28 protein-coding genes, 1 pseudogene and 2 riboswitches are annotated in these 25,713 nt (G+C 39.0%); of the genes and pseudogenes, 2 read left to right on the forward strand and 27 right to left on the reverse strand.

Features of this window, described 5'->3' with window-relative positions; genetic code table 11:
* Positions 1–60 precede the first annotated feature (60 nt).
* From ACAN53_RS07625 to ACAN53_RS07640, 4 genes and pseudogenes are all read right to left on the reverse strand, one after another.
* On the reverse strand, positions 61–699 hold the full coding sequence (locus ACAN53_RS07625) for a PspA/IM30 family protein (protein ID WP_379968648.1): 639 nt from the start codon (positions 697–699) through the stop codon (positions 61–63).
* Positions 700–720: 21 nt separating this feature from the next.
* Positions 721–1,065: a lmo0954 family membrane protein gene (locus tag ACAN53_RS07630; protein WP_379968650.1), complete on the reverse strand. Its 345-nt coding sequence runs from the start codon at positions 1,063–1,065 to the stop codon at positions 721–723.
* 169 nt (positions 1,066–1,234) lie between these two features.
* Positions 1,235–2,500, reverse strand: coding sequence for a cation:dicarboxylate symporter family transporter (locus ACAN53_RS07635; protein ID WP_379968652.1), 1,266 nt, complete (start codon positions 2,498–2,500; stop codon positions 1,235–1,237).
* A 241-nt stretch (positions 2,501–2,741) separates the two neighbouring features.
* Positions 2,742–3,718 (reverse strand): annotated as a pseudogene (locus tag ACAN53_RS07640) (S66 family peptidase).
* A 424-nt stretch (positions 3,719–4,142) separates the two neighbouring features.
* Between ACAN53_RS07640 and ACAN53_RS07645 the strand changes: the two are divergent.
* Positions 4,143–5,384 carry a murein hydrolase activator EnvC family protein gene (locus ACAN53_RS07645; RefSeq protein WP_379968654.1) on the forward strand — a complete coding sequence of 414 codons (1,242 nt, stop codon included), beginning with the start codon at positions 4,143–4,145 and terminating at the stop codon, positions 5,382–5,384.
* 18 nt (positions 5,385–5,402) lie between these two features.
* Here ACAN53_RS07645 and ACAN53_RS07650 read toward each other — a convergent pair whose 3' ends face one another.
* From ACAN53_RS07650 to lysA, 12 genes are all read right to left on the reverse strand, one after another.
* Complete coding sequence (locus tag ACAN53_RS07650) at positions 5,403–6,023, reverse strand: NAD(P)-binding protein (protein WP_379968656.1); 621 nt, start codon at positions 6,021–6,023, stop codon at positions 5,403–5,405.
* Positions 5,992–6,750, reverse strand: coding sequence for a sirohydrochlorin chelatase (locus ACAN53_RS07655; protein WP_379968658.1), 759 nt, complete (start codon positions 6,748–6,750; stop codon positions 5,992–5,994). Before ACAN53_RS07655 ends, ACAN53_RS07650 begins: the two co-directional genes overlap by 32 nt.
* Complete coding sequence (gene cobA, locus ACAN53_RS07660; protein ID WP_379968660.1) at positions 6,750–7,520, reverse strand: uroporphyrinogen-III C-methyltransferase; 771 nt, start codon at positions 7,518–7,520, stop codon at positions 6,750–6,752. The genes ACAN53_RS07655 and cobA overlap by 1 nt, the downstream gene beginning before the upstream one ends.
* Positions 7,521–7,536: 16 nt before the next feature.
* Complete coding sequence (locus ACAN53_RS07665) at positions 7,537–7,749, reverse strand: DUF3906 family protein (protein ID WP_379968662.1); 213 nt, start codon at positions 7,747–7,749, stop codon at positions 7,537–7,539.
* A 4-nt stretch (positions 7,750–7,753) separates the two neighbouring features.
* Positions 7,754–9,370 carry a nitrite/sulfite reductase gene (locus ACAN53_RS07670; RefSeq protein ID WP_379968664.1) on the reverse strand — a complete coding sequence of 539 codons (1,617 nt, stop codon included), beginning with the start codon at positions 9,368–9,370 and terminating at the stop codon, positions 7,754–7,756.
* 45 nt (positions 9,371–9,415) lie between these two features.
* Entirely contained in the window at positions 9,416–10,018 is a 603-nt protein-coding gene (cysC, locus tag ACAN53_RS07675) for an adenylyl-sulfate kinase (RefSeq protein ID WP_379968666.1), read from the reverse strand.
* Between the two features lie 12 nt (positions 10,019–10,030).
* A complete protein-coding gene (gene sat / locus ACAN53_RS07680) occupies positions 10,031–11,179 on the reverse strand; it encodes a sulfate adenylyltransferase (RefSeq protein WP_379968668.1) in 1,149 nt (382 codons plus the stop codon).
* Positions 11,176–12,237: an inorganic phosphate transporter gene (locus ACAN53_RS07685; protein WP_379968670.1), complete on the reverse strand. Its 1,062-nt coding sequence runs from the start codon at positions 12,235–12,237 to the stop codon at positions 11,176–11,178. The genes sat and ACAN53_RS07685 overlap by 4 nt, the downstream gene beginning before the upstream one ends.
* A gap of 15 nt (positions 12,238–12,252) precedes the next feature.
* A complete protein-coding gene (locus ACAN53_RS07690; protein ID WP_379968672.1) occupies positions 12,253–12,954 on the reverse strand; it encodes a phosphoadenylyl-sulfate reductase in 702 nt (233 codons plus the stop codon).
* A gap of 125 nt (positions 12,955–13,079) precedes the next feature.
* On the reverse strand, positions 13,080–13,205 hold the full coding sequence (locus ACAN53_RS07695) for a YezD family protein (protein WP_379970280.1): 126 nt from the start codon (positions 13,203–13,205) through the stop codon (positions 13,080–13,082).
* Positions 13,206–13,304: 99 nt separating this feature from the next.
* Positions 13,305–13,409: riboswitch (SAM riboswitch) on the reverse strand.
* Positions 13,410–13,442: 33 nt separating this feature from the next.
* On the reverse strand, positions 13,443–14,036 hold the full coding sequence (locus ACAN53_RS07700; protein ID WP_379968674.1) for a cysteine hydrolase family protein: 594 nt from the start codon (positions 14,034–14,036) through the stop codon (positions 13,443–13,445).
* A 151-nt stretch (positions 14,037–14,187) separates the two neighbouring features.
* Positions 14,188–15,519, reverse strand: coding sequence for a diaminopimelate decarboxylase (lysA, locus tag ACAN53_RS07705; protein ID WP_379968676.1), 1,332 nt, complete (start codon positions 15,517–15,519; stop codon positions 14,188–14,190).
* Between the two features lie 101 nt (positions 15,520–15,620).
* Positions 15,621–15,802, reverse strand: a riboswitch (Lysine riboswitch).
* Between the two features lie 338 nt (positions 15,803–16,140).
* Between lysA and pssA the strand changes: the two genes are divergently transcribed.
* Complete coding sequence (gene pssA, locus ACAN53_RS07710) at positions 16,141–16,860, forward strand: CDP-diacylglycerol--serine O-phosphatidyltransferase (RefSeq protein ID WP_379968678.1); 720 nt, start codon at positions 16,141–16,143, stop codon at positions 16,858–16,860.
* Positions 16,861–16,896: 36 nt separating this feature from the next.
* Here the strand turns inward: pssA and ACAN53_RS07715 are convergent, their stop codons facing one another.
* From ACAN53_RS07715 to ACAN53_RS07765, 11 genes are all read right to left on the reverse strand, one after another.
* Positions 16,897–17,847 carry an NAD(P)-dependent oxidoreductase gene (locus ACAN53_RS07715; RefSeq protein WP_379968680.1) on the reverse strand — a complete coding sequence of 317 codons (951 nt, stop codon included), beginning with the start codon at positions 17,845–17,847 and terminating at the stop codon, positions 16,897–16,899.
* 209 nt (positions 17,848–18,056) lie between these two features.
* Positions 18,057–19,058 (reverse strand): histidinol phosphate phosphatase domain-containing protein, encoded by a 1,002-nt coding sequence (locus tag ACAN53_RS07720; RefSeq protein WP_379968682.1) that lies wholly within the window; start codon positions 19,056–19,058, stop codon positions 18,057–18,059.
* 13 nt (positions 19,059–19,071) lie between these two features.
* A complete protein-coding gene (hisE, locus tag ACAN53_RS07725) occupies positions 19,072–19,395 on the reverse strand; it encodes a phosphoribosyl-ATP diphosphatase (protein ID WP_379968684.1) in 324 nt (107 codons plus the stop codon).
* A 12-nt stretch (positions 19,396–19,407) separates the two neighbouring features.
* On the reverse strand, positions 19,408–19,713 hold the full coding sequence (gene hisI / locus ACAN53_RS07730) for a phosphoribosyl-AMP cyclohydrolase (protein WP_379968686.1): 306 nt from the start codon (positions 19,711–19,713) through the stop codon (positions 19,408–19,410).
* Positions 19,710–20,468 carry an imidazole glycerol phosphate synthase subunit HisF gene (hisF, locus tag ACAN53_RS07735; RefSeq protein WP_379968688.1) on the reverse strand — a complete coding sequence of 253 codons (759 nt, stop codon included), beginning with the start codon at positions 20,466–20,468 and terminating at the stop codon, positions 19,710–19,712. Before hisF ends, hisI begins: the two co-directional genes overlap by 4 nt.
* The gene (gene hisA / locus ACAN53_RS07740) at positions 20,462–21,181 is read right to left on the reverse strand and encodes a 1-(5-phosphoribosyl)-5-[(5-phosphoribosylamino)methylideneamino]imidazole-4-carboxamide isomerase (protein ID WP_379968690.1); all 720 of its coding nucleotides are present in this window, start codon (positions 21,179–21,181) and stop codon (positions 20,462–20,464) included. The genes hisF and hisA overlap by 7 nt, the downstream gene beginning before the upstream one ends.
* Positions 21,154–21,783 (reverse strand): imidazole glycerol phosphate synthase subunit HisH, encoded by a 630-nt coding sequence (gene hisH, locus ACAN53_RS07745; protein ID WP_379968692.1) that lies wholly within the window; start codon positions 21,781–21,783, stop codon positions 21,154–21,156. The genes hisA and hisH overlap by 28 nt, the downstream gene beginning before the upstream one ends.
* 1 nt (position 21,784) lies before the next feature.
* Positions 21,785–22,372, reverse strand: a complete 588-nt coding sequence (gene hisB / locus ACAN53_RS07750) for an imidazoleglycerol-phosphate dehydratase HisB (RefSeq protein WP_379968694.1) — start codon at positions 22,370–22,372, stop codon at positions 21,785–21,787.
* Positions 22,369–23,670: a histidinol dehydrogenase gene (gene hisD / locus ACAN53_RS07755; protein WP_379968696.1), complete on the reverse strand. Its 1,302-nt coding sequence runs from the start codon at positions 23,668–23,670 to the stop codon at positions 22,369–22,371. The genes hisB and hisD overlap by 4 nt, the downstream gene beginning before the upstream one ends.
* A gap of 13 nt (positions 23,671–23,683) precedes the next feature.
* Positions 23,684–24,310, reverse strand: a complete 627-nt coding sequence (gene hisG, locus ACAN53_RS07760) for an ATP phosphoribosyltransferase (protein WP_379968698.1) — start codon at positions 24,308–24,310, stop codon at positions 23,684–23,686.
* On the reverse strand, positions 24,286–25,548 hold the full coding sequence (locus ACAN53_RS07765) for an ATP phosphoribosyltransferase regulatory subunit (protein ID WP_379968700.1): 1,263 nt from the start codon (positions 25,546–25,548) through the stop codon (positions 24,286–24,288). The genes hisG and ACAN53_RS07765 overlap by 25 nt, the downstream gene beginning before the upstream one ends.
* Positions 25,549–25,713 lie beyond the last annotated feature (165 nt).

The raw sequence follows: 25,713 nt of genomic DNA on the forward strand, positions 1-25,713 counted from the left end.
GTATGGACTCCCAATACCTTCTCCTTTTTACTATATCATATGACGTATGTTCCATGTACCCTATTTCCCTAGTGATGCACTTCTCTCTTTCTCTAGCTTTGCAATCTTTGCATCAAACGTATCTCGTTTGTAATCTTCATTTATTCGCTGTTCTAGATTTGAAATGTACTGTTCAATTTCTTCGAACCGTAAAAATGGACTGTTGTCAGAAATTTTCGTAAGTGTATCATTCATACGACGATTTGCATGCGCGACATTTTCACGCGCCATTAGTTCCATACGCTTCGTATGCATTTCCTTTAGCTTATTCTTCATTTCTCGTAATCGTTGCTGTAATGAGTCAATTTGTTCAATAGATGTATCGTACAAGGTCGCTAATCGGTCACCTTGCTGTTTGTAGTAATCCGCTTCTTTATGAGCACGATCCTCAAGTTCCTTTTCTCCTGCTTCTCCTGCAATGACAGCTTGATGACTACGTTTTTTCTCCATATACCGCACGTCTTCCAGCTCTTTAAAGAAGTTGGTTTTTAAGACATGTTGACGTTCGATTAATTTCTCGATTTTTCGAACCTCTCCTTCTCCATCTCGTACATATTGATTTAAAAGAGCAATCGGATTTTTCTTTTCTTGCTCATCTAATAATTGGTGCACATCCGCTAACACAACATCTCTTACCCTTGAAAATATAGAACGTTTCATTACAATCTTCCTCTCCACAATTTATTTTCTTGCCATGATCTTGTCCCATTCTTCATCAAAATGATGGTACGAATGATACTCTTTTTCCTGCTTTTTGTTCGTTTTCCACTTACGATACAACAGAAACAGAAGCAGCACAGCGCCAATTCCTACTAGTCCTGGTACATTACCGAATATCAACATAAACGAAACAACTCCAAGTAAGCTCCATCCAATCTTGCTTAGTACAGAGTCTGCTTTTAAAAATGAACGAAAGCTCCAATATAACAGAGCAATTCCTAAACCAAGAAAAACAATATGTCCAACACTTCCTAAAGCCACCAACGTTAATAAGCCAGCTCCTATAAAGAATAGAATATTTTTCACTACACTCAGCCTCCCTTCGTTTTGATATCTTTATCTTACCGAGAATGATGTTTCACCATAACTGGCTGAGGGATGGTTTTTATATCAGACTTTAGACTGAGGAGTGCTAGGACTATAACGCAAAAAAGGCCTCACGCTATGCGTGAGGCCCTTGTTAGCTATCTAGCTATTAAGATGCATGCTTGATTTCTTCTAAATACTTGGTTGCTACTTTGTCATCATACTGTTTTTCCCATTTGGACATAATAACAGCTGCCAAAGAGTTTCCAATCACGTTTACGACCGTACGAGCCATATCAAGAAGACGGTCAATACCTGCGATAAATGCCAATCCTTCTAATGGAATACCTACAGAACCAAGTGTCGCTAGCAATACAACGAACGATACGCCTGGAACACCAGCAATCCCTTTAGATGTTACCATCAACACGAGAAGAAGCGTAATTTGTTGGGAAATCGGCAAATTGATGCCGTACATTTGCGCCAAAAAGAGAGCTGCAATTGCTTGATACAATGTAGATCCATCCAAGTTAAATGAATAACCAGTTGGAATAACGAATGATACGATCGCTTTAGGACAACCGAATTTCTCCATTTTTTCCATAATTTTTGGTAAAACAGTTTCTGAACTTGCTGTTGAGTAAGCAAGAATAATTTCATCTTTTAAAATTCTAAAAAATTGGAAAATATTAATTCCAAATATCTTTGCAATAATTCCAAATACTACTATTATAAAAAAGAACATTGCCCCGTAGACAACTAGTACAAGTTTACCTAACGGAATAAGTGAGACTATGCCGAATTTCGAAACCGTAACCCCAATTAGAGCAAATACACCAAACGGAGCAAATTTCATTACTTGATTTGTAACGTAAAACATAGCTTCTGCAGTACCTTTAAAGAAGCGAAGAACCGGAAGCCCTTTTTCTCCAATAGCAGCAACACCGAGACCGAACATAACAGAAAAGAAAATAATAGCGAGCATATCGCCCTTAGCCAATGAATCGATAATATTGGTAGGAACAATATTAACAAATGTGTCGGCCATTGAATGTGTACCTACTTGATGAGCTGTAGTTACATAAGAAGCAATATCGGTCTTTTGTAAGCTTTTCATATTTACTCCAACACCGGGTTGAAATAAATTTGCAAAAAGCAATCCTAACACAATCGCAAATGTTGTAACAACTTCGAAATAAAGAATGGTTTTCCCACCTAATTTTCCAAGCTTTTTAATATCACCTACACCTGCTACCCCTACAACAAGACTAGATACAACAATTGGTACAACAATCATCTTAATGAGACGAATAAATACATCGCCAATCGGCTTTAAGTAAGTGACTAGATTTGCGTTACCATAAAAGATGGCACCTACAACAATACCTAAGATGAGACCAATTAAAATTTGCCAAGCTAACCCAATTTTTCTCATACTGACTCCCCCCTCAAGGAATAATCTATTAACTTTGGATAAATATATTGAATTTTCTAGTATTTTTATATATTTCTAGACGATTTAATATTTTTACCCTTAAGAATACATCATAATAAAAAATTTACTTTCTGACAATAACTTTATTGTTATATTCATTTAAAATTCTCTTTTTTGTATATTTTTATTTCTTTCAATATAAGGAACCTAGAAAAAGAAGATACCTCTTTTTCTAGGTTCCTTAATGTACAATAATTTCAATCTGCGCCATACCCTGGTCAGTAATTACTTTGATTAAACCACCTATTGGGAATGTAATAATCGGAGAAGTATGTCCAAAATTCACATTTGCAAGCACCGGAAGATGATGAAGTTCTTTTTTCGTCATAACGATTTGTTGAAGAAGTTTCATTGTCAAGTTTGATTTCTTCTGAAAACGACCGATTAGAACGCCTTGAATACCATTCGCTCCATTTATCTGTAGAAGCGACTGCAAATCACGATCAAATATGCGAGCATCTACTAAATCATCATCTTCAATAAATAATATAGTATTATGTAAATCTGGCATATATTCTGTTCCTTGTAGTAAGTTCAACGTACAAAGATTCCCGCCTACAATTCGTCCCTCGCTACTGCCCTCCTGAATCACAACAGGGCCCTCATTTGGCAAAAAGCAGCGCGTTTCTTGGTTGAGATACCAAGCATCATCGCTCCACTCTTGCGAAGGCTCGACGATAATCGAGCTATCATCCATTAGACATGCTTGAAAGTAATTCTTCGTATAGGAAAAACCCTGCTTCATTGCAAAAGTTGAAAAATGAGGTCCAGAATAGGTCACAAGTCCTGTTTTTTGATAAATTGCATTGCACAGCGCAGTAATGTCTGAATAGCCGCAAAGGACTTTCGGATGATTACGAATCAAATCATAATCCAAATACTGTAGTAATTGATTTACATTAAACCCTCCAAGCGTCGTTAAGATTCCTTTAACGTGCGGATCACGGAACGCCTCATGCAAATCTTCTATTCTCGCTTGTAGGAAGAGGAAAGAAAATCATCGCATTCTAATGCATGTTTAGAGAACGTTACATAGAACCCCATTTCATTTAAAACCGTTGTTGCGAGATCACGTTGTTCTTCTGCTACTACAGCTAAACTAGTAGAAGGAGCAACAATACGAATTTCGTCTCCACGTGTCAATTTTATAGGTATCATAGCTATATTTCTCCTATTAGCAAAGTGAATTTATTATATTTTAAAAATATAATAAATATTCTAAAAAATTAGATATTTATTCATAGACAATCAATGGGTATTCTTTTCATTTTTGCTAAATTTACCTTTTTCCCTTTTTACCAAATTTACCATAACAAAAAATGCCATTTTATTCAATTATTTAATTACATACACAGAAAAAATGGATGGCACATTTAATTATATAAGTATCATTATTATAAATGTATTATCAAATTCATTTTTATATTTTTATAATCAAAAACCCCATTATTTACCTATATTTCTATAATTAACTCTTTTTTTACTAAGCAATTATTAAAATATTATTACACTTTCTTAAAATAATAGATTCTCTTTTTTTTACATGTAAAATGAATAAGGTAAAGAAAGGAGACTGTCATTCATGAATAGAAAGAATACGATTCTGAGTTTACTAACAGCCGGGACTCTCGTTGTATTCCCTAGCTTCACATACGCAGAATCGAATCAAAACCAGTTAAACAGCATTGATTCACAGCTATCTAGTAAACAACAAGATTTGCAAAACAAACAGCAACAAAAATCACAAATCGAAACAGATATTTCTTCTTTGCAAAAGAAGCTGGATGACTTACAAGCAGCTGCTAGTACAAATGAACAACAATTAAAGGCAACAAACGGTGAAATTTCGCAAACCCAAAATCAAATTAAAGAAAAACAAAGTCGTATTGCAGCTTTAGAACAACAAATCGCAAAGCGACAGGAATTAATTAAAAAACGCTTGCAATCTGTTCAAGAGCAGCCTCGTACCACTTTAATAACAGAAGTCGTTGCAAACTCTGGAAATCTTGCTGATTTAATCGAAAACTTATATTCTGTAACACTTATCTTAAATTCTGATAATGACATTCTCAAAGCACAGGATCGCGATCAACAGGAAGTTAAAAATGAGAAAACTGCTATTGAAACAAAACAGAATGAATTAAAGAACTATGAGTTAACATTAAAACAAAAACAGCAAGACCTTGATTCAAACAAGCAGCAGCAACAAACTGTTATGAATGCGATGAGTGACAAATTAAAGCAAACAACACAAGATATTATGAGCACCGAGGAAGCACAAAAACTACTAGAATCTCAAAAGTCAGCACTGCAGCAAGCAATTGCTCTAGAAAATGCTAAAGTTGCAGCTGCTAAGACAGCTACCTCCACACCAACTACAGGATCTACAAGTAGTTCTAGCGGTTCAAACTATAGTCAGCCATCTAACACTGGCGGCTTTATTAAGCCTGCTGCTGGTGCCTTTACATCTGGATTTGGTGGACGCTGGGGCGCTATGCATTACGGAGTGGATATTGCTGGTAGTGGCACAATTCCTATTGTTGCTGCCGCTGATGGTGTAGTTATTCAATCCTATTTATCTAGTAGCTATGGAAATGTCGTTTTTCTCGCACATAGCATAAATGGAAAAACATATACGACGGTCTATGCACATATGCAAAATCGAATGGTTTCGGAAGGACAAGTTGTCAAACAAGGACAACAACTTGGCATTATGGGAAGTACAGGTGAATCTACAGGACAGCATCTTCACTTTGAACTACATATTGGTGAATGGAACTACGCAAAAAGTAATGCCGTCGATCCCATGCCTTATATACAATAACAAAGAAAGGGTGACATATCAGTCACCCTTTTTTTCTACATATTCCGTTAGTTTCTCATAAAATTGTTTCCGTTTAGTTGCATCGATTCGGTACATATCTTCTAATACTTCCTCTAGCAGTTGACGTCTTTTCTCTTTATCATCGTATTGTTTGATTTTCAAACGACAATCATATAAGAAATCCACATAATTTTCATAAGATTCATCATATATGGTTGCTAGATGATCTCGTACTTTCTTGGTTAGTTTTGGACTTGCCCCGCCTGATGAAACTGCCAATATTAATTTCCCCCTATGGACAGCTGCAGGAAAATGACAATTTCCGCGTTCAGGATCCGTTACAACATTCACGAGCTGATTCTGATCAGCTTCTTCGGCTACCCTTTCGTTTACAAGTTTATCATTTGTCGCCGCAATAAGTAAAAAGGATGACGCAACATCACACCGCTCGTATTCCTTTTGCAGCCACTGCACTTCGTTTTTCTCTACAAGCAGTGTAATGTTATTGTCAAGCTTTGGACTAATAACGGTAATAGTAGCTCCCTCTTTTAAGAGCGACTTTATTTTAAAATAAGCTACCTTTCCGCCCCCAATGACGCTAACCTTCTTATCCTTCATACATATTGTAATGGGATACAAGAACCTCACCTCTAATCGTTTCTTCCGTACGTTGCTTTAGCAACTCTACTAACTTAGGATGATAACCTAGGCAAGGGCATAGCACAACATTTTTTCTATGTAACTGCTTAATTGTACATTCCATTTTCTGCATAAGTCTACCTGTAAACAACAAATATGGAACGACGAATAGTTGATTAAGATGAGATGAAAGTGCTTGCTGCAAGCCTTCTTGAAAACTAGGCTTAGCTGCGGCTAAAAAGCAAAAATCCACCTTCTGGAATGGATAGGCATTCTCCATTAAGGATGTAATGCGTTGCATGTCTCGCAAGACGTCAGGATCACTGCTACCTCTTCCAACAATCAGGACTCTAGCACATGGCTCAATCCGTTCCTTACCGATTCGTTCCAGTAAAATAGACGGGATATGCTCATGCACGCCGAGAGGTCTTCCGTAAGAAACTGCGACCTCTTTGTATTTGTGTTGCAGCGCATATAGTTCATTTGGAATATCCTGTTTTGCATGTCCTCCAGCTAGCAGCAGGACAGGGACGACGGCGATTTTCGTCGCTCCCTTTTCAATACACCTTGCAAAGCCTTCTGCTATGGACGGCTCCTCCAACTCAAGAAAGCAAATTTCTTGAAGAGGCACGTCCACCACCTTCATGCATTGTTCGATAAATAACTTTGCCTCTTTAGCTGCTTCCTTCACACGACTGCCATGGCATATATAGAGAACCGCTTGCATTATAATGCCTCGCTTACATAGTTCGGTGAAGCTTGCATAAACCACTGTATTTTCTCACGAAGACGCACAACTTCACCAATAATGATCATACTCGGATTTTGCACCGCTTGTTTTTGCAATATGGTGACAATCGTTCCGAGCGTCCCTGTAATCGTCCGTTGATCGTTTGTTGTCCCCCATTCAACGAGGGCTACCGGTGTGTTCTCATCCTTACCATGTGCAATCAATTGATTACATATATAGGGAAGATTACTTACTCCCATATAAACGGCAAGTGTGTCAATTCCTTTTGCCAAGTTTTCCCATTTTGTCTCCTCTTCCTTCCCACTTCGGCGATGTCCCGTCACAATTGCAAAGCTTGAACCCATATCGCGATGGGTAACAGGAATACCAGCATAGGCGGGCGCTGCAATTCCCGAAGTAATACCTGGAACGATTTCAAAGGCAATTCCGTTTTTTGCAAGTACCTCGGCTTCTTCCGCACCTCTTCCAAAGACAAATGGATCTCCGCCCTTTAGGCGCGTTACCAATTTTCCATTCTTTGCATGCTTGACGAGACAAGCATTTATCGTTTCCTGCTGCATCGTATGGTTATTTGGCAATTTTCCACAATAAATCAAATCACACTTAGGCTTTGCATGCTGTAACATAAGCGGATTCACGAGCCTGTCATACAAAATAACATCCGCCTCCTGAATACATGCCAATCCTTTAACCGTAATCAAATCCGGATCACCCGGTCCCGCTCCAACAAGATACACCTTCCCCATAAGGCAGACCTCTCCTTTACAAACTTTCTGTTTCGTATAGAACAAATCCTGTGCTACTTTGAATTCGTTTCTTTTCGTATAGTGTAATGTCACGAATACTTGGTAACCGCAAAAAATACTTTTCTAGTTCAATTTCTACCGCGCGGAATGCTTTCTCTTCACTATCAGCGACAATGACAACTGGGATAACTTCTGCTTCTGTTGTTACTTCAAAACGATATAGTTCCAATTCGTTACACCAACACTTCTGCCAAAATTTGAGTAAAGTGGTTTTGTAACTCCTCAATCCCAACACGACCGACGAATTCATAAAAGGTTTCACTTAGTAACTTTTCATCTTTAAAGAACGTAAGAAATGAGAGCAGTACATCCTGCAATGCATCTGCGTTAACTTTTCCCTTTAGCTTTTCATTGAATTTTCCACCGTTTAAAAGCGTTCCTCCAACGTACAGTTCAAACGCTTCGACCATTCCTTTATCACTTTTTAATTTCACGCCTTGCAAACCGATATCAGCAATTTGTCGTTGCCCGCACGAGTTAGGGCAGCCTACCATATGAATACGAACTGGTACATCAATTGTTAAATGCTCATCTAAATATGTCGCAACACCTCGAAGGCGTGCCTTTGTCTCAACTAATGCCAAATTGCAGTATTCCATTCCTGTGCAAGAAACAGCGTATCCGATAAAAGATTGTGGGTTTGTCGTAATACTCTCGAATAGAGACTGCTGCGATAACTCTTCTACCTTCTCCCTTGGTACGTTTGGTATAATAAAGTTTTGGGAATTACACGTACGAATATCGCCATTTCCGTACTCTCTTGCAATTCTTGCGATTTCAAATAGTTCATTTGCATGCAAGCGTCCCACTGGCACGTGAAATCCTGCGTAAAATACTCCCTCCTGTTTTTGCTCATGAATTCCGTAAAAATAGCCGGCCTTCCAACCTTTTGACGCATCTTCTCCTTTCGTAGGCAGGGGTCCTGTAAGCTCAAATAGCTTATCTCTAAATTTGTCTACTCCCCAATCTGCTACTAAAAACTTGAGACGTGCATGGTGACGCTTCTCACGATATCCGTTATCACGAAAGATCGTTGTAATTGCAATGGTCACATTCTTCACTTGCTCAGGACGAACGAATATATCTAACTGCTCTGCTAAATACGGACGTGCCGATAAACCTCCGCCCACTTTCACATTAAAACCAACCACGTACTCTCCGTTTATTTCCTTCGTTGCAGGAATAAATGATGCACAGTTCAGTTCCGCATTTGAAGCATTGTAAAGATTGGAACTAATCGACAGCTTGTACTTACGCGGTAAATTCGAAAATTCTTCATTACGTTGAAAAAAATTGTATATATCTTTTACAATTTCCGTTGTATCAAATAATTCATCTTTATCGATTCCTGCTAACGGATTCCCTACAATATTTCTCGTAATATCTCCGCATGCCCCAGCACTCGATAACCCAACATGCTCTAGACGATTAAAAATATCAGGAATCTCTTCTATTCGGAGCCAGTGAAATTGAACGGCCTGACGAACCGTAATGTCAATGACATTCCGTCCATAATCACGTGCAATCCCTGCAATAGTTTCAACCTGCCCGTTTGTTAAAATACCAGATGGAATATTCACGCGCATCATAAAGTATCCCGCTTCTTTTGGACGCTGTAAGTACAATCCTGCAAATTTAAATGAATCCCATTCCTCTCTAGGGATCGAACCAAAACCGTTTTCTGCGTAAAAGGGAACATCATTAAATATTGCTAAGCCGTCCTTTTCCAATTTTTTTATCTCTGATGCATGTAAATTCGGACGATTCGCCCATACCTTTTCATACGACATTCTTTTTTTCCTCCTAATTATAGATGCAAGTATATCTATATCCTACTATTTTCCAATGAGTAGCAATTTTCTCTTTTGTAAGTAGTGAATTAATTGATCCACACATTCTTCAACACTAAACTCATGCGTATGAATCGTAATTTCTGGCTGCAACGGTTCTTCATACGGCGAATCAATTCCTGTAAAATGCTTCACTTCTCCATTTCTTGCTTTCTCATACAATCCTTTTGGATCACGCTTTTCACACTCTTGCAGGGGACAATGCACAAATACCTCTATAAATTCATCGTCGGATAGAAGCGTCCGCACAAGATTTCTATCTTCACGAAATGGTGAAATAAAAGCAGTTATCACAATTGTTCCACTATCAACAAACAATTTAGATACTTCCCCAATGCGGCGAATATTTTCCTTTCGATCGTCTTCAGAGAAACTTAAATCTTTGTTAAGCCCGTGACGAATGTTATCCCCGTCCAACACATAGTTATGAACATTACTTTCAAATAAACGTCTTGCCAGAGCATTTGCAATCGTTGATTTACCGGAAGCTGACAATCCTGTAAACCAAAGAACGAAGCTTCCATGATTATTTTGTGTACGACGCTCTTCCTTTGTTACGGACGCTTGATGCCAAGTTAAATTATTCATGTTCTTCCTCCTCTACTTTATAACTTCTTCACGCTGCATTCCGCGAATCAGAACTTCTACGACTTCTTTTCGACTAAATGTACTTGGTGGTAATTCACCATTTCGGAGCATGGCACGTACCTTTGTTCCTGATAAAATGATATGATCTTCCGATCCGTGCGGACACGTTTTCGATGATGTCATTCCTTCACATTTTCTGCAGTAAAAGCTGTGCTCAAAAAAGAGAGGAGTAATGTCGAGTTCCTCTTCTGTGAAATTGGAAAAAATCAATTGCGCATCATATGTGCCGTAATAGTTTCCTACCCCTGCATGGTCGCGTCCGACGATAAAGTGCGTACAGCCGAAGTTTTTGCGTACAATCGCATGAAAAATCGCTTCACGAGGACCCGCGTATCGCATCGCTGCTGGAAAAACAGCTAGAAATACATGGGACTTTGGATAATAGTTTTTCAAAAGCACTTCATAGCTTTCCATCCGAACATCTGCAGGGATATCATCAGATTTTGTTTCGCCTACTAACGGATTTAAAAACAATCCATCTACGATTTCGAGTGCTGCCTTTTGAATGTATTCATGTGCACGATGTACTGGATTACGTGTTTGAAAGCCCACTACCGTTTTCCAGCCAAGTTCTTGAAACTTTTGACGTGTTTCAATTGGATCTAAACGATAGGTTGCAAATGAATCCTTTGGTACCCGTTTTACAAGAATGATAGATCCTCCTACATAGACTGAAGGGCGATGCTTCATTTTTTTTACACCCGGATGGTCTTCATCCGCTGTTTGAAAAACAAACTCTGCTTCTTTTTGCTTATCGGGAGTGTAAATATCTTCTACAGTTATGACTCCGTACGTAACCCTGTCCTTCACTAGCTTTACTTCTTCACCAACTTGCAACTTATCTGCATTTTCTGCTGTTACGGGAAGCGTAATAGGAATACTCCATACCGTTCCATCTGCTAAGCGCATCGTCTCGACGACAGAGTTATAATCACTTTCTGTTAAAAAGCCAGTGAGCGGGCTATACGCGCCTGTGGCGATTAATTCTAAATCACTAAGCGCTATGCCATCTAGTGAAATTTCCTTTTGTATATGTGATACATTGTAGTTTTCATAAATACGATTGATTAATAATCCTCCGTGCGGTGCGATTTGACTCATCTGATTATTCCTCCAATTTTATTTTTTTGCTTCGTATGTTTCCATAAGCTTGCAACTCCCAATGTTGCGAGCACACCTACAATTACAATAAAAGTTGTGTATAAATCCTTTTGGACTAGCAGCTTTATGATAGAGTACGCGAGTAGCATGGATAAAAATGGAGCTACAATCCACATCTTCAGCATTTGTGAAACGATCTTCTTACGAAACACATCTACACCTTGCGATACTCCCATGCCGATAATAGCGGATGACGTAATTTGGGCAATAGGCAATGGAATACCAAAAAACGCCGCAATCATGACTATGCATGAGCTTGTTGAAGAAATCGTTATTCCTTCCGTTAAAGAAACAGATGTAATTTTCTTTCCATTCGTCTCTAGTACTCTCGTTCCTAATAAGAATGCTCCTGCTGCAACAACAAGACCACCTAGTAGCGAAGCGGAAGACATAGGCAGCAAATGTGCACCGACTATAGGTGCAATCGCATTCGCTACGTTTTTCATTCCCGCTGAGTACGCTTCAAAAAATCCTGCTACAATCACAAGTACCGTAAACAATGGCTTCCATTTTCCTGATTCCAAATACGGATACTTGGTATGAAAGCGATGAATAAACTTGCCAGCCATATATGTAATCGTAAATGCTACTACGGGAGTCACAAACCAAAGTGATACTATAAATAGTACCTTTCCTACGTATAAAACCTTGTATGCAATACCTACGCCTACTACCGAGCCCACTGTAATTTCACTCGTTGACAGTGGGATGCCGAGAACATTTGCAAGAAATAACGTAACGGTGGCAGCTAGAAGCGTTACTACAACAACTTCTACAGTGAACAAGTTCTCCGGAATAATACCGGAGCTGATTGTCCTTACAACCATTTGTCCACCTAAAATAGATCCTCCAATAATAGCAATTGCACACACCAATAGTGCAACATACTTGCTTTTAATGGCACCGGATGCATAAGCCACTCCCATAGATGCTGCTGCCCCGCTCGCTCCTATATTTAAAGCAAACATAAATGCGATACAAAACGCGATTGTGATCATACCTACTCATCTCCTCTATTGATGAAGACCACATTCCGTTTTTGATTTTCCAGCCCAGCGCCCATCTCTTGAATCTCCTCCATCCTGGACAGGACGAGTACACTTTTCACAGCCAATGCTTGGATATCCATGATCATGCAATGGGTTGTACGGTAAATTATGATTGTACACATATCGCCATATTTCCTTATTTGTCCAATGAATAAGAGGACATATTTTAATAGAATGGAACTTATGATCTTGATTAATAAATTGAACATGCTGCCGCGTTGCGGATTGCTCTCTTCGTAATCCAGAAATCCAAGCCTTACCTTGTGACAGGGCCTCGCGAAGTGGTTCTATTTTCCTCATTCCACAGCACGCGTTTGGATCACGCTCCCATAATGCAGCGCCGTATTTTTCTTCCTGTTCTTCTACACTTAGCTTCGGGGTCTTCATTTCAATTTTTAGTAACGGGAAACGCTCTTTTATTTTCGCAATCGTTTCATACGTTTCTTTAAAATGAAGATTCGTATCCAAGAAAACAATCTTTGCATCTGGCTTTACTTGCTGAATGAAATCAATGAGTACAATTCCTTCGATTCCGAAACTACAGGCGTACACGATATCTTCTCCATATTGCTCATACGCCCAGTGCACTACAGAAAGAGCTCCCTTTGTTTCATCATTGTCTGAAAAAGAAACCCCTGAATCATCCCATGTTTCATACGTTATCATTGTCTATTCTCCTTTACTGTTGAAAATACGTAACTTACATACAGAATAAAAGCCAAATAAAAAAGGCAGTCTTATCCTAATAAAAGGTAAGACCGCCTCTAGTTTTTCTAGTCAGCGAATGTATGTTATTTTAACCGTACTTTCTCGTTTCTCTCTAGTTGAATTACTTTCCCATCTTGGACAACGAGTGTAATAGATCCATATTTCATGTCACCTAACATTGTCTTAATGGTTTCAGTCAATAGCCTCAACTGTTCTTCTGCTACCACAACAGTCAACCCCCTCTATTTTCCCTTCTAAAAAACAAAAAATCTTTTCCATTTCGAAAAGACTGTTGAGGTAACAATTTTACCTTATCTTTCAAAATGGATTCCATTTTGCTGGAAGTAGCACCTTGCCTATAGCAGGTTGCCGGGTTTCATCGGGCCAGTTCCCTCCACCACTCTGGATAAGTATTTTTTATAATAGTAACACAATTCCAAATATTTTCAATCATATTTTTTCAATTTGTTTAATGTGGTATCATTTTTTTCATAAGAAAGGCTTGATTCCATACTAAATACATGACATAGCTTACGAACAATAATTCCTTCCCCAGCCAAATAGGTACACACACTTTGTTTCTTATCCGCATCTGTTCCAGCAATGGCATCTTCCACAATAGTTACATGAAACCCCTTTTTCTTAGCCTGAAGTGCAGTACTACTAATAGTCGTTTCCGCCAAAAGGCCTACCACAATTATGTGATGAATCTTACATTCCCTTATAAAAACAGCGAGCCTATCATTAGAAAAGGCACTACTTCGTCTTTTTGTAAATACCATATCATTTATAATTTTCAAACGAGGATCGAGCATTATTCTACCTTCCGTTGCATCCATATAATATCGCCATTTCTTCCACCAATCGCCCCCACTATTCTGGGTTACCACATAAACAACTACTATATTATGATGATTCGCTTTATCAATTGCTTCATTAATTGTGCGTAGCATAGCAGGCATATCTGTGTATTCAATTGGTGTAACAGCATTTAAATAAGGAGGCTGCACATCCATAACAAACAATGCCGTATTTCTCATATAAACTCTCCTCGTCAGGAATCGTGCTCTTCATTATATGAGACCTTATGCAAAAAAATGCTACATAAAAAAGCGAGATAGAAGAAACGACTTGATTGGACGTTTTTCTACTCGCATTTTTTACTGCCTACACACCGTTTATGAATTGGTGTTACACGATTGGTTGTGAGACAAAATTATTCATGTTCATACGATCATTCTTCACAAGGTCAGCATAACTTTCTCGTTCGACCACAATTTTTGATTTTCCATCTTTAACAAATACAACTGCAGGTCTAGGAATACGATTATAATTGCTTGCCATGGAGTATCCGTATGCTCCTGTGCATGATACAGCTAATACATCCATAGATGCTACTTTTGGCAAGTCAATATCCCAAATGAGCATGTCTCCACTCTCACAGCATTTTCCTGCAATGGATACTTTTTCTTCTGGTTGTTCCTTTGCACGATTGGCAAGCATTGCCTCATAGGATGCTTGATACAGAGCAGGACGGATGTTATCAGTCATGCCACCATCCACAGCAACATACTTGCGAATTCCTGGTATATCTTTTATCGATCCAATTGTATATAAGGTCGTTCCAGCATCTCCGACGATACTACGGCCTGGTTCAATCCAAATTTCTGGTATAGGATAGTTTCGACTTGTAAACTGCTCACGAACAGTATCTGTCATCTCTTTTACATACGTGGAAACGGGAAGAGGAGTATCTTCCTTCGTATACCGAATACCAAAACCACCACCTAAATTTAAGATGGGCATCGTCTCTCCTGTTTCCACACGTACTAACTCTAGAAAGGTACTTAAAATTTCAATGGCACGAACAAATCCGTCTGTTTCAAAAATTTGTGAACCAATATGGGAATGAACACCTTGCACACGGTAAAAAGGCTTTCGTACAGCAATTTTCATAGCTTGAAGTGCCTGCCCACTTGAAATACCAAAACCAAACTTTGAATCATCCTGACCGGTTGTAATATATTCATGGGTATGAGCTTCCACACCTGGAGTTACGCGCAATAAGATATTAACAATTTTTCCTGATTCCTTAGCAATGTCATGTAAAATTTCAAGTTCGAAGAAATTATCCACTACAAAGCAACCAATATTTGCTTCAATTGCCATACGAATTTCTTCTTCTGTTTTGTTATTCCCATGAAAATGAATACGCTGTGCTGGAAATCCTGCTTGCAGCGCTGTATATAATTCTCCTCCTGAAACTACATCTAGGGATAGATGTTCTTCCTTCACTACATTACACATTTCTAAACATAAAAACGCCTTACTTGCATACGCTACCTGATAAGAAAATCCGCTTTCTTCAAAGGCACGAATAAACGCCTGGCTTTTTTCCCGAATTAATGATTCGTCATATACATAAAGAGGTGTTCCATACTTTTTTACAAGTTGGGTCGTGTCACAACCTCCAATTTCTAAATGCCCTTGCTCATTTATGCGGCTTGATCCATGCAAATACATTGCTACTCCCCCTAGTTTAGTCGTAAAAAAACGCGTTGAACCAATGTTCATACGCGTTTCTTTAAAAATGAATCATCATTTTAATAAGAAACCGCATCAACATCTCCAATAGTTCTCCACAAGCATTGCTTGTGACAGTCATGCACTTCTTCAATGCAAGCCCAATAGAATAGCATTACGGCTACTAGTCCACTTCGGCAACCATTTCCTTTCGTACTATGATCGATGACCCCAGAAAGTCTCACATAGTCTACTATTAAAGGTTGCAACCTCTATTCATGAGATAAGATGAGGCTGATCTATTTAATTTACAAACGTTTTATATTGCTTTTAACAATACCAGAACAAAAACAAATCTGTCAATTCATTTTCCCCATATTTACAGGGGATATATCCTTGTCCATTCGATAAATTTAATTTATCATATAAATTCTGAACATTTCAATGGTACATATATATGGAAATGTTTGCTTTGTATCCGCTGTTTTGTGGTATGATATAAAGGACAGCCTTTCATATGGTTACCATTTATTCTTCTCTTTGAGAGGTAATGACTCACATATACTACAGTTAGGATAAATGGATAAAAAAGAATCTAAAAGGAAAGTAAGGGATCTTATTTTGTACAGAACAGCTATTCCGAATCTATTTACTCTCGGAAATTTATACAGCGGATTTCTGTCCATTGGCTATGCCTCCATGGGACATTATCGATCTGCAGCCATATTGGTTTTAATTGGTATGATGTTAGACAGTTTAGACGGTAGACTTGCTCGTTTACTCCGAGTTGACTCCCCGATAGGTAAAGAATTAGACTCATTAGCAGACATTATTACATTCGGAGCTGCACCCGCCATTTTAATGTATTATACGTATTTTTCTAAATTCGGTCTAATGGGGTTATACATTGCAGGTTTATTTCCACTATTTGGTGCCTATCGACTTGCTCGATTTAATATTACGCCTACATCGAGCTCCTTGCATTATTTCACAGGAGTTCCGATAACAGCAGCCGGTGGAATTATGGCATTTCTTACATTGTTCTCTCATGTCATTCCCCATATTGTTCTCGTTATCCTATACATTGCATTCGCCTTTCTCATGGTAAGCCGAATTAAAATTCCTAGCTTAAAGGAAGTACCTATCCCAAAGTATAGCATCATTGTTACGCTCTTTTTGTTAGGTGTCATTCTTACGATGTATAAACGCAATATTGGTAATATACCGGAATTTTTATTCATAGCGATTCCACTCTATATTGTTTACATGCTTTCACAGTTTTTACGTCAGCGACATTTTGATCACATTAAAGACCATGATGAAAAAAGGGAAGAAGACTAAAAGAGACATCCTCGGCGGAGGGTGTCTCTTTTTGTCCTATCGTACTGGTGTTAGCGGTGCACGGCCATCTAATACCTGTAAAATGTTGCGTACAGCCATTTCTGCCATATTATCACGCGTTTCAAATGTCGCATTCCCGATATGCGGCGTAAGTACAACATTTGTAAGCTCTTTCAGTTCTTCTGTAATGCTCGGCTCATATTCGTACACATCAAGTGCCGCTCCTTCAATGCTTTTGTTCTTTAATGCCCTGGCAAGAGCGAATTCATTTAGAATAGGACCACGAGATGCATTAATTAAATAGGAGGTAGGCTTCATCATTGAAAGCTGTTCATCATCTATCAAGTGATGAAGATCTGGGTGATACGAACTATTAATTACGACAAAGTCCGAATTTTTGAGTACATCCTCTAGCGAGACATACGTAGCACCTACTTCTTTCTCTTCCTCCTGCTTGCGATGAGGCCCCGTATATAATACGTTCATTCCAAAGGTCTTTGCACGTTTGGCAACCGCTTGGCCAATGGCACCAAATCCAATAATACCGATTGTTTTCCCATATACTTCACGCCCTAAAAAGAAAAGCGGTGCCCATCCCTTAAACCCTACTGTACGACATAACTGATCTCCTTCAGGGATACGGCGGGCAGCTGCTAGTAAAATGGCAAAAGTAAGTTCTGCTGTCGCTTCCGTTGATACGTCTGGTGTATTGGTAACAGGAATCCCTTTACTTGCTGCATAAACATAATCAATATTGTCAAAACCTGCACCATAATTAGCAATGACTTTTAAATGGGGTGCGGATTCAATTGTCTCTTTCGTTACCTTTGTAGATAGTAAACTAAGCAGTGCGTCTGCATCATAAAGAAGATCCTGCAGATGCCCCTCTTGAATTAGGTCTTCCCCTTCATACATTTTTACTTCATGTCCTTTTAACATTTCTAATCCAGCGCTCGGTATTTTTCCTGCTACAACTATTTTCGCCATCGTTTTTATCCTCTCCATTAAAAATAGGGTATGCGAAAAGGACCCTCAGACAGTATAACTGTATGACGATCCTTTTCACGCAATCTATTAGAAATCACTAGCTCTTCCCATTCATGAAAATACATTCTTTCCAGCCTTGCACGAAGGCCGCTTATTTGTTGTATAAACAAAAGAAGGATTTTCACAAATGGAAGAATGCCAATCCTTGCTTAGTCAAGTGGCTTCATAATACGCTTTCGGTTTTCAAATGTCGCGATTTCTGTAATGCCATGCTTACGTATTGTTTCAAAATTTTGTGCCACATAACTTCCAATATCATCGGGATAATGGGAATCAGAAGAAACGGTTAATGGCACATGGTGTTTCGCTAACACACTTAAAAAGAGCGGGCTTGGGCACATTTCATGCACAGGATAACGGTAGTACAATCCTGCATTGATTTCAGTTGCCACATCGCTTTCTAGTAGAGCATTTGCTATATTTTCATAGTATGGAAGCAAACTATTTTCATCTGGACGATAGTTAAATACTTTCATATTATCAAGATGTGCTACGAAATTAAATAGCTTAGAACGTATCGCACGTTCTACGGTTGCAAAATGATTTTTATATAAAACATCAAGATCTTGTCCAATAAAAAGTTCTTGTGTATCTGGATTATCAAAACCCCATCCATCATCTGTAAAATGGACGGACCCGATTACATAGTCCCAGTTCCCAAGCTTTAATAGTTCGGCTAATTCTTCTTCCCCACCGACAAAATAATCTGCTTCCAGTCCTAGACGTAATGTAATCCCTTTTTTCGCCCATCTTTCCTTCGCTTCTTCAATTGCATTTGTAAACTGATTCACGTTCATAATCATGACTTGGTCTAGCCATTCTTTCTGCAGTACACCTAGTTCACTATCAGAAATGTCAACATAACGATAATAATACTCTCTCGCTTCTGTAAAACGATATAAATGATCTACAATCCCGACTTCCGTTAACCCTTTACGAAGAGCTTCTTCTAAATACAAATCAATCCAGTATGCAGAAAACGCACCTAGCTCCAATCGTTTTTCTAATAATTCATTCGACTGTAACAACCATTTCATCGAATGAATTGGTGCAGAAACTGGTGTAAAATGCTGGATTGCACGATTTGTCCGGTCTAACCAACGAAGTGAGTATGGTCCTTCTTCTAAATGAAGATGATAATCGACTCGCATCCTATTCTCCCCCTTATAGCGTTTCGATATCTTTACGATCATGTACATGAGATAGCTTTCCGCGGCGACGATTCGCTTCTTCTTTCAGCTCATCTAATGTAATGTTTTGCTCTGCAAGTAAAACGAGACAGTGGTATGTTAAATCCATCATTTCACTGACAAGTTCCTCACGACTGTTATTTTTTGCAGCAATAACAACTTCCGTAGCTTCTTCTCCTACTTTTTTCAGAATTTTATCTAAGCCCTTTGTAAATAAGTAGTTTGTATACGATTCTGCTACTGGGTTTTGCTTACGATCGAGAATTTCATCATATAATTCTTGTAATACATTTGTCATTTTTAGTTCCCCCTACAATACTTTTGTAAAAAAACAGCTCCTGCTGCCTGTATGACAGGCAGGACCAATTTGATCCACTCGTACTAAAATCGTATCTTGGTCGCAGTCTAGGTACATTTCCTTTACATGTTGAAAATGACCAGACGTTTCCCCTTTATTCCATAGCTTATTACGAGAACGAGAAAAAAACCATGTAGTTTTCGTTTCCAATGTTTTCGCATAAGATTCTTCGTTCATATAACCAAGCATTAGTATATCATTGCTTTTGTCATCCACGATAACAGCCGGAAGCAACCCTTTAGAAAAATCTGGTTTCATTTTCTTACCTCAACTCCCGCTTCATCCAATTTTTTCTTTGTTTCTGCAATTGTAGTTTCCCCGTAATGATAAATAGAAGCGGCAAGCGCTGCATCTGCCGTTGTTTGCTTAAACAACTCAACGATATGCTCATTATTGCCACAGCCACCAGAAGCAATAACCGGGATGGTTACAGCTTGTGAAATCGCCTCAGTCAATGCTAAATCATACCCCATCTTCGTACCATCTGCATCCATGCTCGTTAGCAAAATTTCGCCTGCCCCTAGCTCTTCTGCACGTTTCGCCCATTCTACTGCATCTAAGCCCGTGTCAATGCGCCCACCATTTACGTACACATTCCATTTTCCTTCTCCAACCTTCTTAGCATCAATGGCAACAACGATACACTGCGCACCGAAACGCTCTGCCCCATCTGCAATCAGCTGTGGATTGCGTACAGCTGAAGAATTAATGGAAATTTTGTCAGCACCTGCACGTAAGAGATGATACATCTGTTCAACTGTACTAATTCCACCACCTACTGTTAGCGGAATAAATACCTCGTTTGCTGTACGTTCTACTACATCAATCATCGTTTTACGTCCTTCATGCGTAGCAGTAATATCTAAATACACAAGTTCATCCGCACCTTGTTTATTATAAGCAGCAGCGATAGCAACGGGATCTCCTACATCAGTAAGCTCAACAAAATTAACCCCTTTTACTACTCGACCGTTTTTCACATCTAAGCAAGGAATAATTCGTTTCGTTAACATGATTCCACCACCTGCAATGCTTCCTCAAGGGCAAATTTCCCTTCATATAAAGCCTTACCTGTAATAACACCGTACAAATTCATGTCTTGCAATCTTTTTATATCGTCTAGTGAGCTCACGCCACCGGATGCGACAATTTGAATAGATACCGCTTCTTGCAGAGCTTGCAATTGCTCGAAGTTTGGTCCAGTAAGCGTACCGTCCCTAGAAATATCAGTAAAGACAATCGTTTGTACCCCTTTTTTCTCCATTTGCTTCGCAAGTGTAAGATAGTGTACATCCGAAACATCAAGCCAACCACGCGTTGCAACGTATTCATTTTTTGCATCGATGCCAACTACAATGCGATCTCCATACTTTTCTATTGCCTCTTCTAAAAATGCAGGATTTAACAAAGCGGCTGTTCCTATAATGACACGCGCTACTCCAATTGATAATAACGTTTGTATTGTTTCCATTGAACGAATACCGCCGCCTACTTGTACAGGAATACGTAATGCCTTCGCAATACTTTCGATAACGGGAAAGTTCGTTGGTTTTCCTTCAAGTGCACCGTCGAGATCAACGAGATGCAAATATTTCGCTCCTAGCTTTTCAAACACGAGTGCTTGCTCAAGAGGATTTTCATTTACTACCGTTTCTTGCTGGAATTGTCCTTGATACAAACGAACACAGCGGCCGTTCTTTAAATCGATTGCTGGGAAAATGACCATGTTTCAACCAACTCCTTAAAGTTTTCTAGCATTTTCAGTCCCGTTTCACTGCTTTTTTCCGGATGAAATTGGGCACCAAAAATGTTACCGCGCGATACAACACCTGGAACAAATACACCATAGTTGCTTCCTGCATCAACTACTTCATCCGGGCAATCTGCATAAAAGGAGTGAACATAATAAACGTATGAATTTTCCTTTACATCTTTTAAAAGAGGGGACTTCTTTTTTTGTTCCAAAGAATTCCAACCCATATGAGGAATTTTCCGTCCAGCTGGAAGCTTTCGTACAGTACCAGGTAAAAGGCCAAGACCTTTTGTATTTTCAATTTCTTCTCCTGCTTCAAACAAGAGCTGCATGCCGAGGCATACACCAAGAAACGGCTTTCCTGTAGCAGCTTCCTCTTTCAAAAGTGGAGTTAGACCACGCTTTTCTATTTCCTTCATCGCTCTAGGAAATGCACCGACTCCAGGTAATATAATTGCTTCGCTACCACGAATGACATCTGCATCGTCAGTAATAACGTAAGAAACACCAACATGTTCAAGCGCCTTAGAAACACTGCGCAAATTTCCCATTCCGTAATCGATAATTGCAATCATATTACAGCATCCCTTTCGTGGAGTTAACTCCTTTAATATTTTCGTTAATCTCTACTGCCTCGCGCAATGCACGTCCAAACGCCTTAAAGAGTGCTTCAATTTTATGATGTGTATTTTTCCCATAAAGGGCACGTGCGTGTAAAGTAATACCCGCATTAAAGCTCACAGCTCTGAAAAATTCCTCTGTCAATTCGGTATCAAAGTTGCCAAGCTTTTCATTTGCAAGTTCCGCATCAAAGACAAGAAAAGGGCGATTACTTATGTCGAGTGTAACAAAGCCAAGTGCTTCATCCATCGGTACATAAGATGTACCATATCTATTTATTTGCTTTTTATCACCAAGCGCCTCTTTCATACATTCCCCAAGTGCAATTCCTACATCCTCTACAGTATGATGCGAATCGATGTGAAGATCGCCTTTAGCATGAATGTGTAAACCAAATCGGCCATGTCTAGCAAATAAATTAAGCATATGGTCAAAGAAGCCAACACCAGTTTCAATACTTACTTCGTCTGGATTATCAAGGTCAATTTTTACGGTGATGTCAGTTTCTGTTGTCGTACGAATACGCTCTGCACTTCTTGTCATGCTTGATTCTCTCCTTTGCCATCAAATCGAATTTGGATTGCCTTCGCATGCGCCTGCAATCCCTCTTTTTCTGCTAAAATGACAATTTGATCTTTTACATTTTCTAGCGCTTTTCTCGTATACGATACAAAGCTTGATTTTTTTATAAAATCGTCAACAGAGAGCGGTGAGAAGAAGCGAGCGGTACCACTTGTTGGAAGTACATGGTTTGGTCCAGCGAAATAGTCGCCAAGCGGTTCTGGAGCATATGGTCCTAAGAAAATACTGCCGCCATTGTGTACGTTTGCTAAGGCTAGCATGGGTTCCTTCACATGGAGCTCTATATGCTCAGGGCTAATAGCATTCGCTGCCTCAAATGCTTCTTCCATTGTATCAACGACAATAATAGCACCGTTTCGCTCAATAGACGTCTTTGCTATTTCTTTTCTTGGTAGTTCTTCAACTTGTTTTTCCACTTCTTGTTTAACTGCAAGTGCAAGTTCTTCATTAGGAGTAACAAGAATAGCCGTTGCATTCACATCATGCTCCGCCTGGGAAAGAAGATCAGATGCAATATAGCGTGCATTTCCCGTTTCATCGGCAACAACAAGAATATCAGAAGGTCCAGCAATCATATCAATATTTACATCACCAAATACAGCACGCTTAGCCAAAGCAACATACATATTTCCTGGTCCTACAATTTTGTCAACGCGAGGGATGCTTTCCGTACCATAAGCTAATGCTGCAATCGCCTGTGCTCCCCCTATGCTATATACTTCATCAACGCCGGCAACCTTCGCTGCTGCCAAGATGTAAGGATTCACCCCACCAGCATGTGGCGGCGTTACCATAACAATGCGAGGTACTCCTGCTATTTTTGCAGGTAAGATATTCATAAGAACTGAAGAAGGATACGCAGCTGTACCACCCGGAACATAAACACCAACTGTTTGCAAAGGACGAATGAGTTGACCACGAATAATGCCATCGTGTTCTGCCTCCACAAAACCTTGACGCTTTTGTTTTTCATGATACGAAACGATATTCACTTTTGCTTCTTCAAGTGCTTGTAGGAAAGACGGTTCTACTACAGAGAACGCTTCATCGATCTCTCGTTGCGGAATACGAAATTCTTTCAACTCTACTTTATCAAATTTTCTTGTATAGTCTCGGAGCGCTTCATCTCCGTTTGTTTTCACTTCTTGAATGACTGCTTCCACAGCCAATGCTGCTTCTTTTTCTACGATCTTTGATGATTCACGCAGATTTTCAATATTCTTTAAAATTTCATCTTGCTCTCCATACCATACTTTCATGGTGTTACCTCCTCTACTTCAATGCTTCCTCAATACGATCAATAATGGAGAACATCTCTTTCGTCTTCATTTTCAACGATGCTTTATTTGCTATAAGGCGAGCAGAAATGTCCGATATTTCTTCAAAAATGATTAGTCCATTTTCTTTTAGCGTTTGTCCCGTTTCAACGATATCAACGATGGCATCCGCAAGACCTAATAGGGGTGCAATTTCAACGGATCCTTCAATCTTGATAATTTCTACATCTTCTCCCTTTTGACGGAAATATGCAGATGCTACATTTGGATATTTAGTTGCAATTGTTTTTTTCTTATAGCTATTTGGATCATAAGATGGAACGGATGCCACGCAAAATTTACAACGTCCAATTCCAAGATCAATCATTTCGTACACTTCTCTTTCATTCTCCTGCAAAACGTCTTTACCGACGATGCCAATATCAGCTACGCCGTGCTCAACATATGTTAAAACGTCGATCGCTTTTACAAGAATAAACGAAATGGCGCCGTCTCCACTTTTAAAAACAAGCTTTCTTCCTTTATCCTTAAGCTCTGAACAATCTACTCCGATACGTTCCAACAATGGAATAATATTTTTTTCTAATCGGCCCTTTGTTAGCGCAATTTGAATGTTACGCATGAAGCTTCCCCCTCTTTATCTAGCACCCATTTATCCGTCCATACATATGATGTAAGTTTATCATTCGATGTATCAATAACATGCATGATTTGATGTTTTCTAGCGAAAGTAAATGTATCTTGCAATGTATCATGCATCGACAATTCAGCTTTCACACCATCCTTAGCAAACATAGTTCGCAATCGTTCGGCTTCTTCAATTGATTCTAATGAATAATGAATCAGAACTGCAGGCTCCTCAGTTGAAGTAAGGGGTGAGGTTTCCTTCAAAACGCGTACAATTTGATCTACATTCAGCGCAAGTCCAACAGCCGGAAGTGGTTCACCAAAGTGTCCCATTAAATCGTCATAACGTCCCCCGCTTAGAATTTCTTCCCCAATATCGTTGGCATATCCTCGGAAAATGACGCCTGTATAATATTGAAGATTTTGAATCATACCTAGGTCCACAGTAATATAATTGCTGTACCCTAACCGGTCGATTGTTTCATAAATTTGTCGAACGCGAATAACTGCTTGTTTCATTTCATTATTGGATGCTAACCGCTCGGCTTCTTCAATAATCTCCATACCACCGAAGAGTCGTGGTAATCGTTTAAGTAAGCGAATCGTCTCATCATTGCTATCAAAGTTCTTTTTCTCTAAAAATTCGGATAATCCAGTATAACTCTTATTCTCAATGTAGTTTCGTAAACTTGCTTCATCTTCTTCCGTTAACGAAAGTTTCTTCACAATAGATTTATATAATTCCACTTGTCCAATTTCAATTTTACATTGAGTTACGCCAACAGATTGCAGAGCATGAATAGCACTAACAATACATTCAACTTCTGCGCGTAAATTGTCGATACCAATTATTTCAATACCTGTCTGTGTGAGTTCATTGTATTTACCTGTCATGCTTTTATTTGCACGGAAAATATTACCGCTATATGTAAGCTTTAACGGCGGTTTCATCATGGTTGATCCAATGACCCGAGCTATTGGAATCGTCATATCTGGACGCATGACGAGAATACGACCGTTTTGGTCAAAGAATTTATACATTTTTTCTTCGTCAATGGGACGATTACGGAAAGAAAATACATCGTAAAATTCAATTGAAGGCGTACGTATTTCTTCATATCCTCGCGATAGAAATACACGACGTAATCGCTGTTCTACTTCTTCTTGGCGGGTACATTCTTCAAATAGCAAGTCCCTCGTCCCGGTTGGGTTTGCTCTCTTCCATTTAGTCATCAGTAACACTCCTTGTCTTAGAAAACGAAAGTAGTCATATAAAACGATACAAAGGATTAAAAATTATGTCAAATTATTTCGAAATATGTATTCATTATCGCTTGTTACGGATATTTATTCAAGCCAATATACCTAAACTTCCTTATGTAGAATTATAAACTGCAT

This window comes from Ectobacillus soli, assembly GCF_042610425.1.
In the GTDB taxonomy this organism is placed as follows: domain Bacteria; phylum Bacillota; class Bacilli; order Bacillales; family Bacillaceae_G; genus Ectobacillus.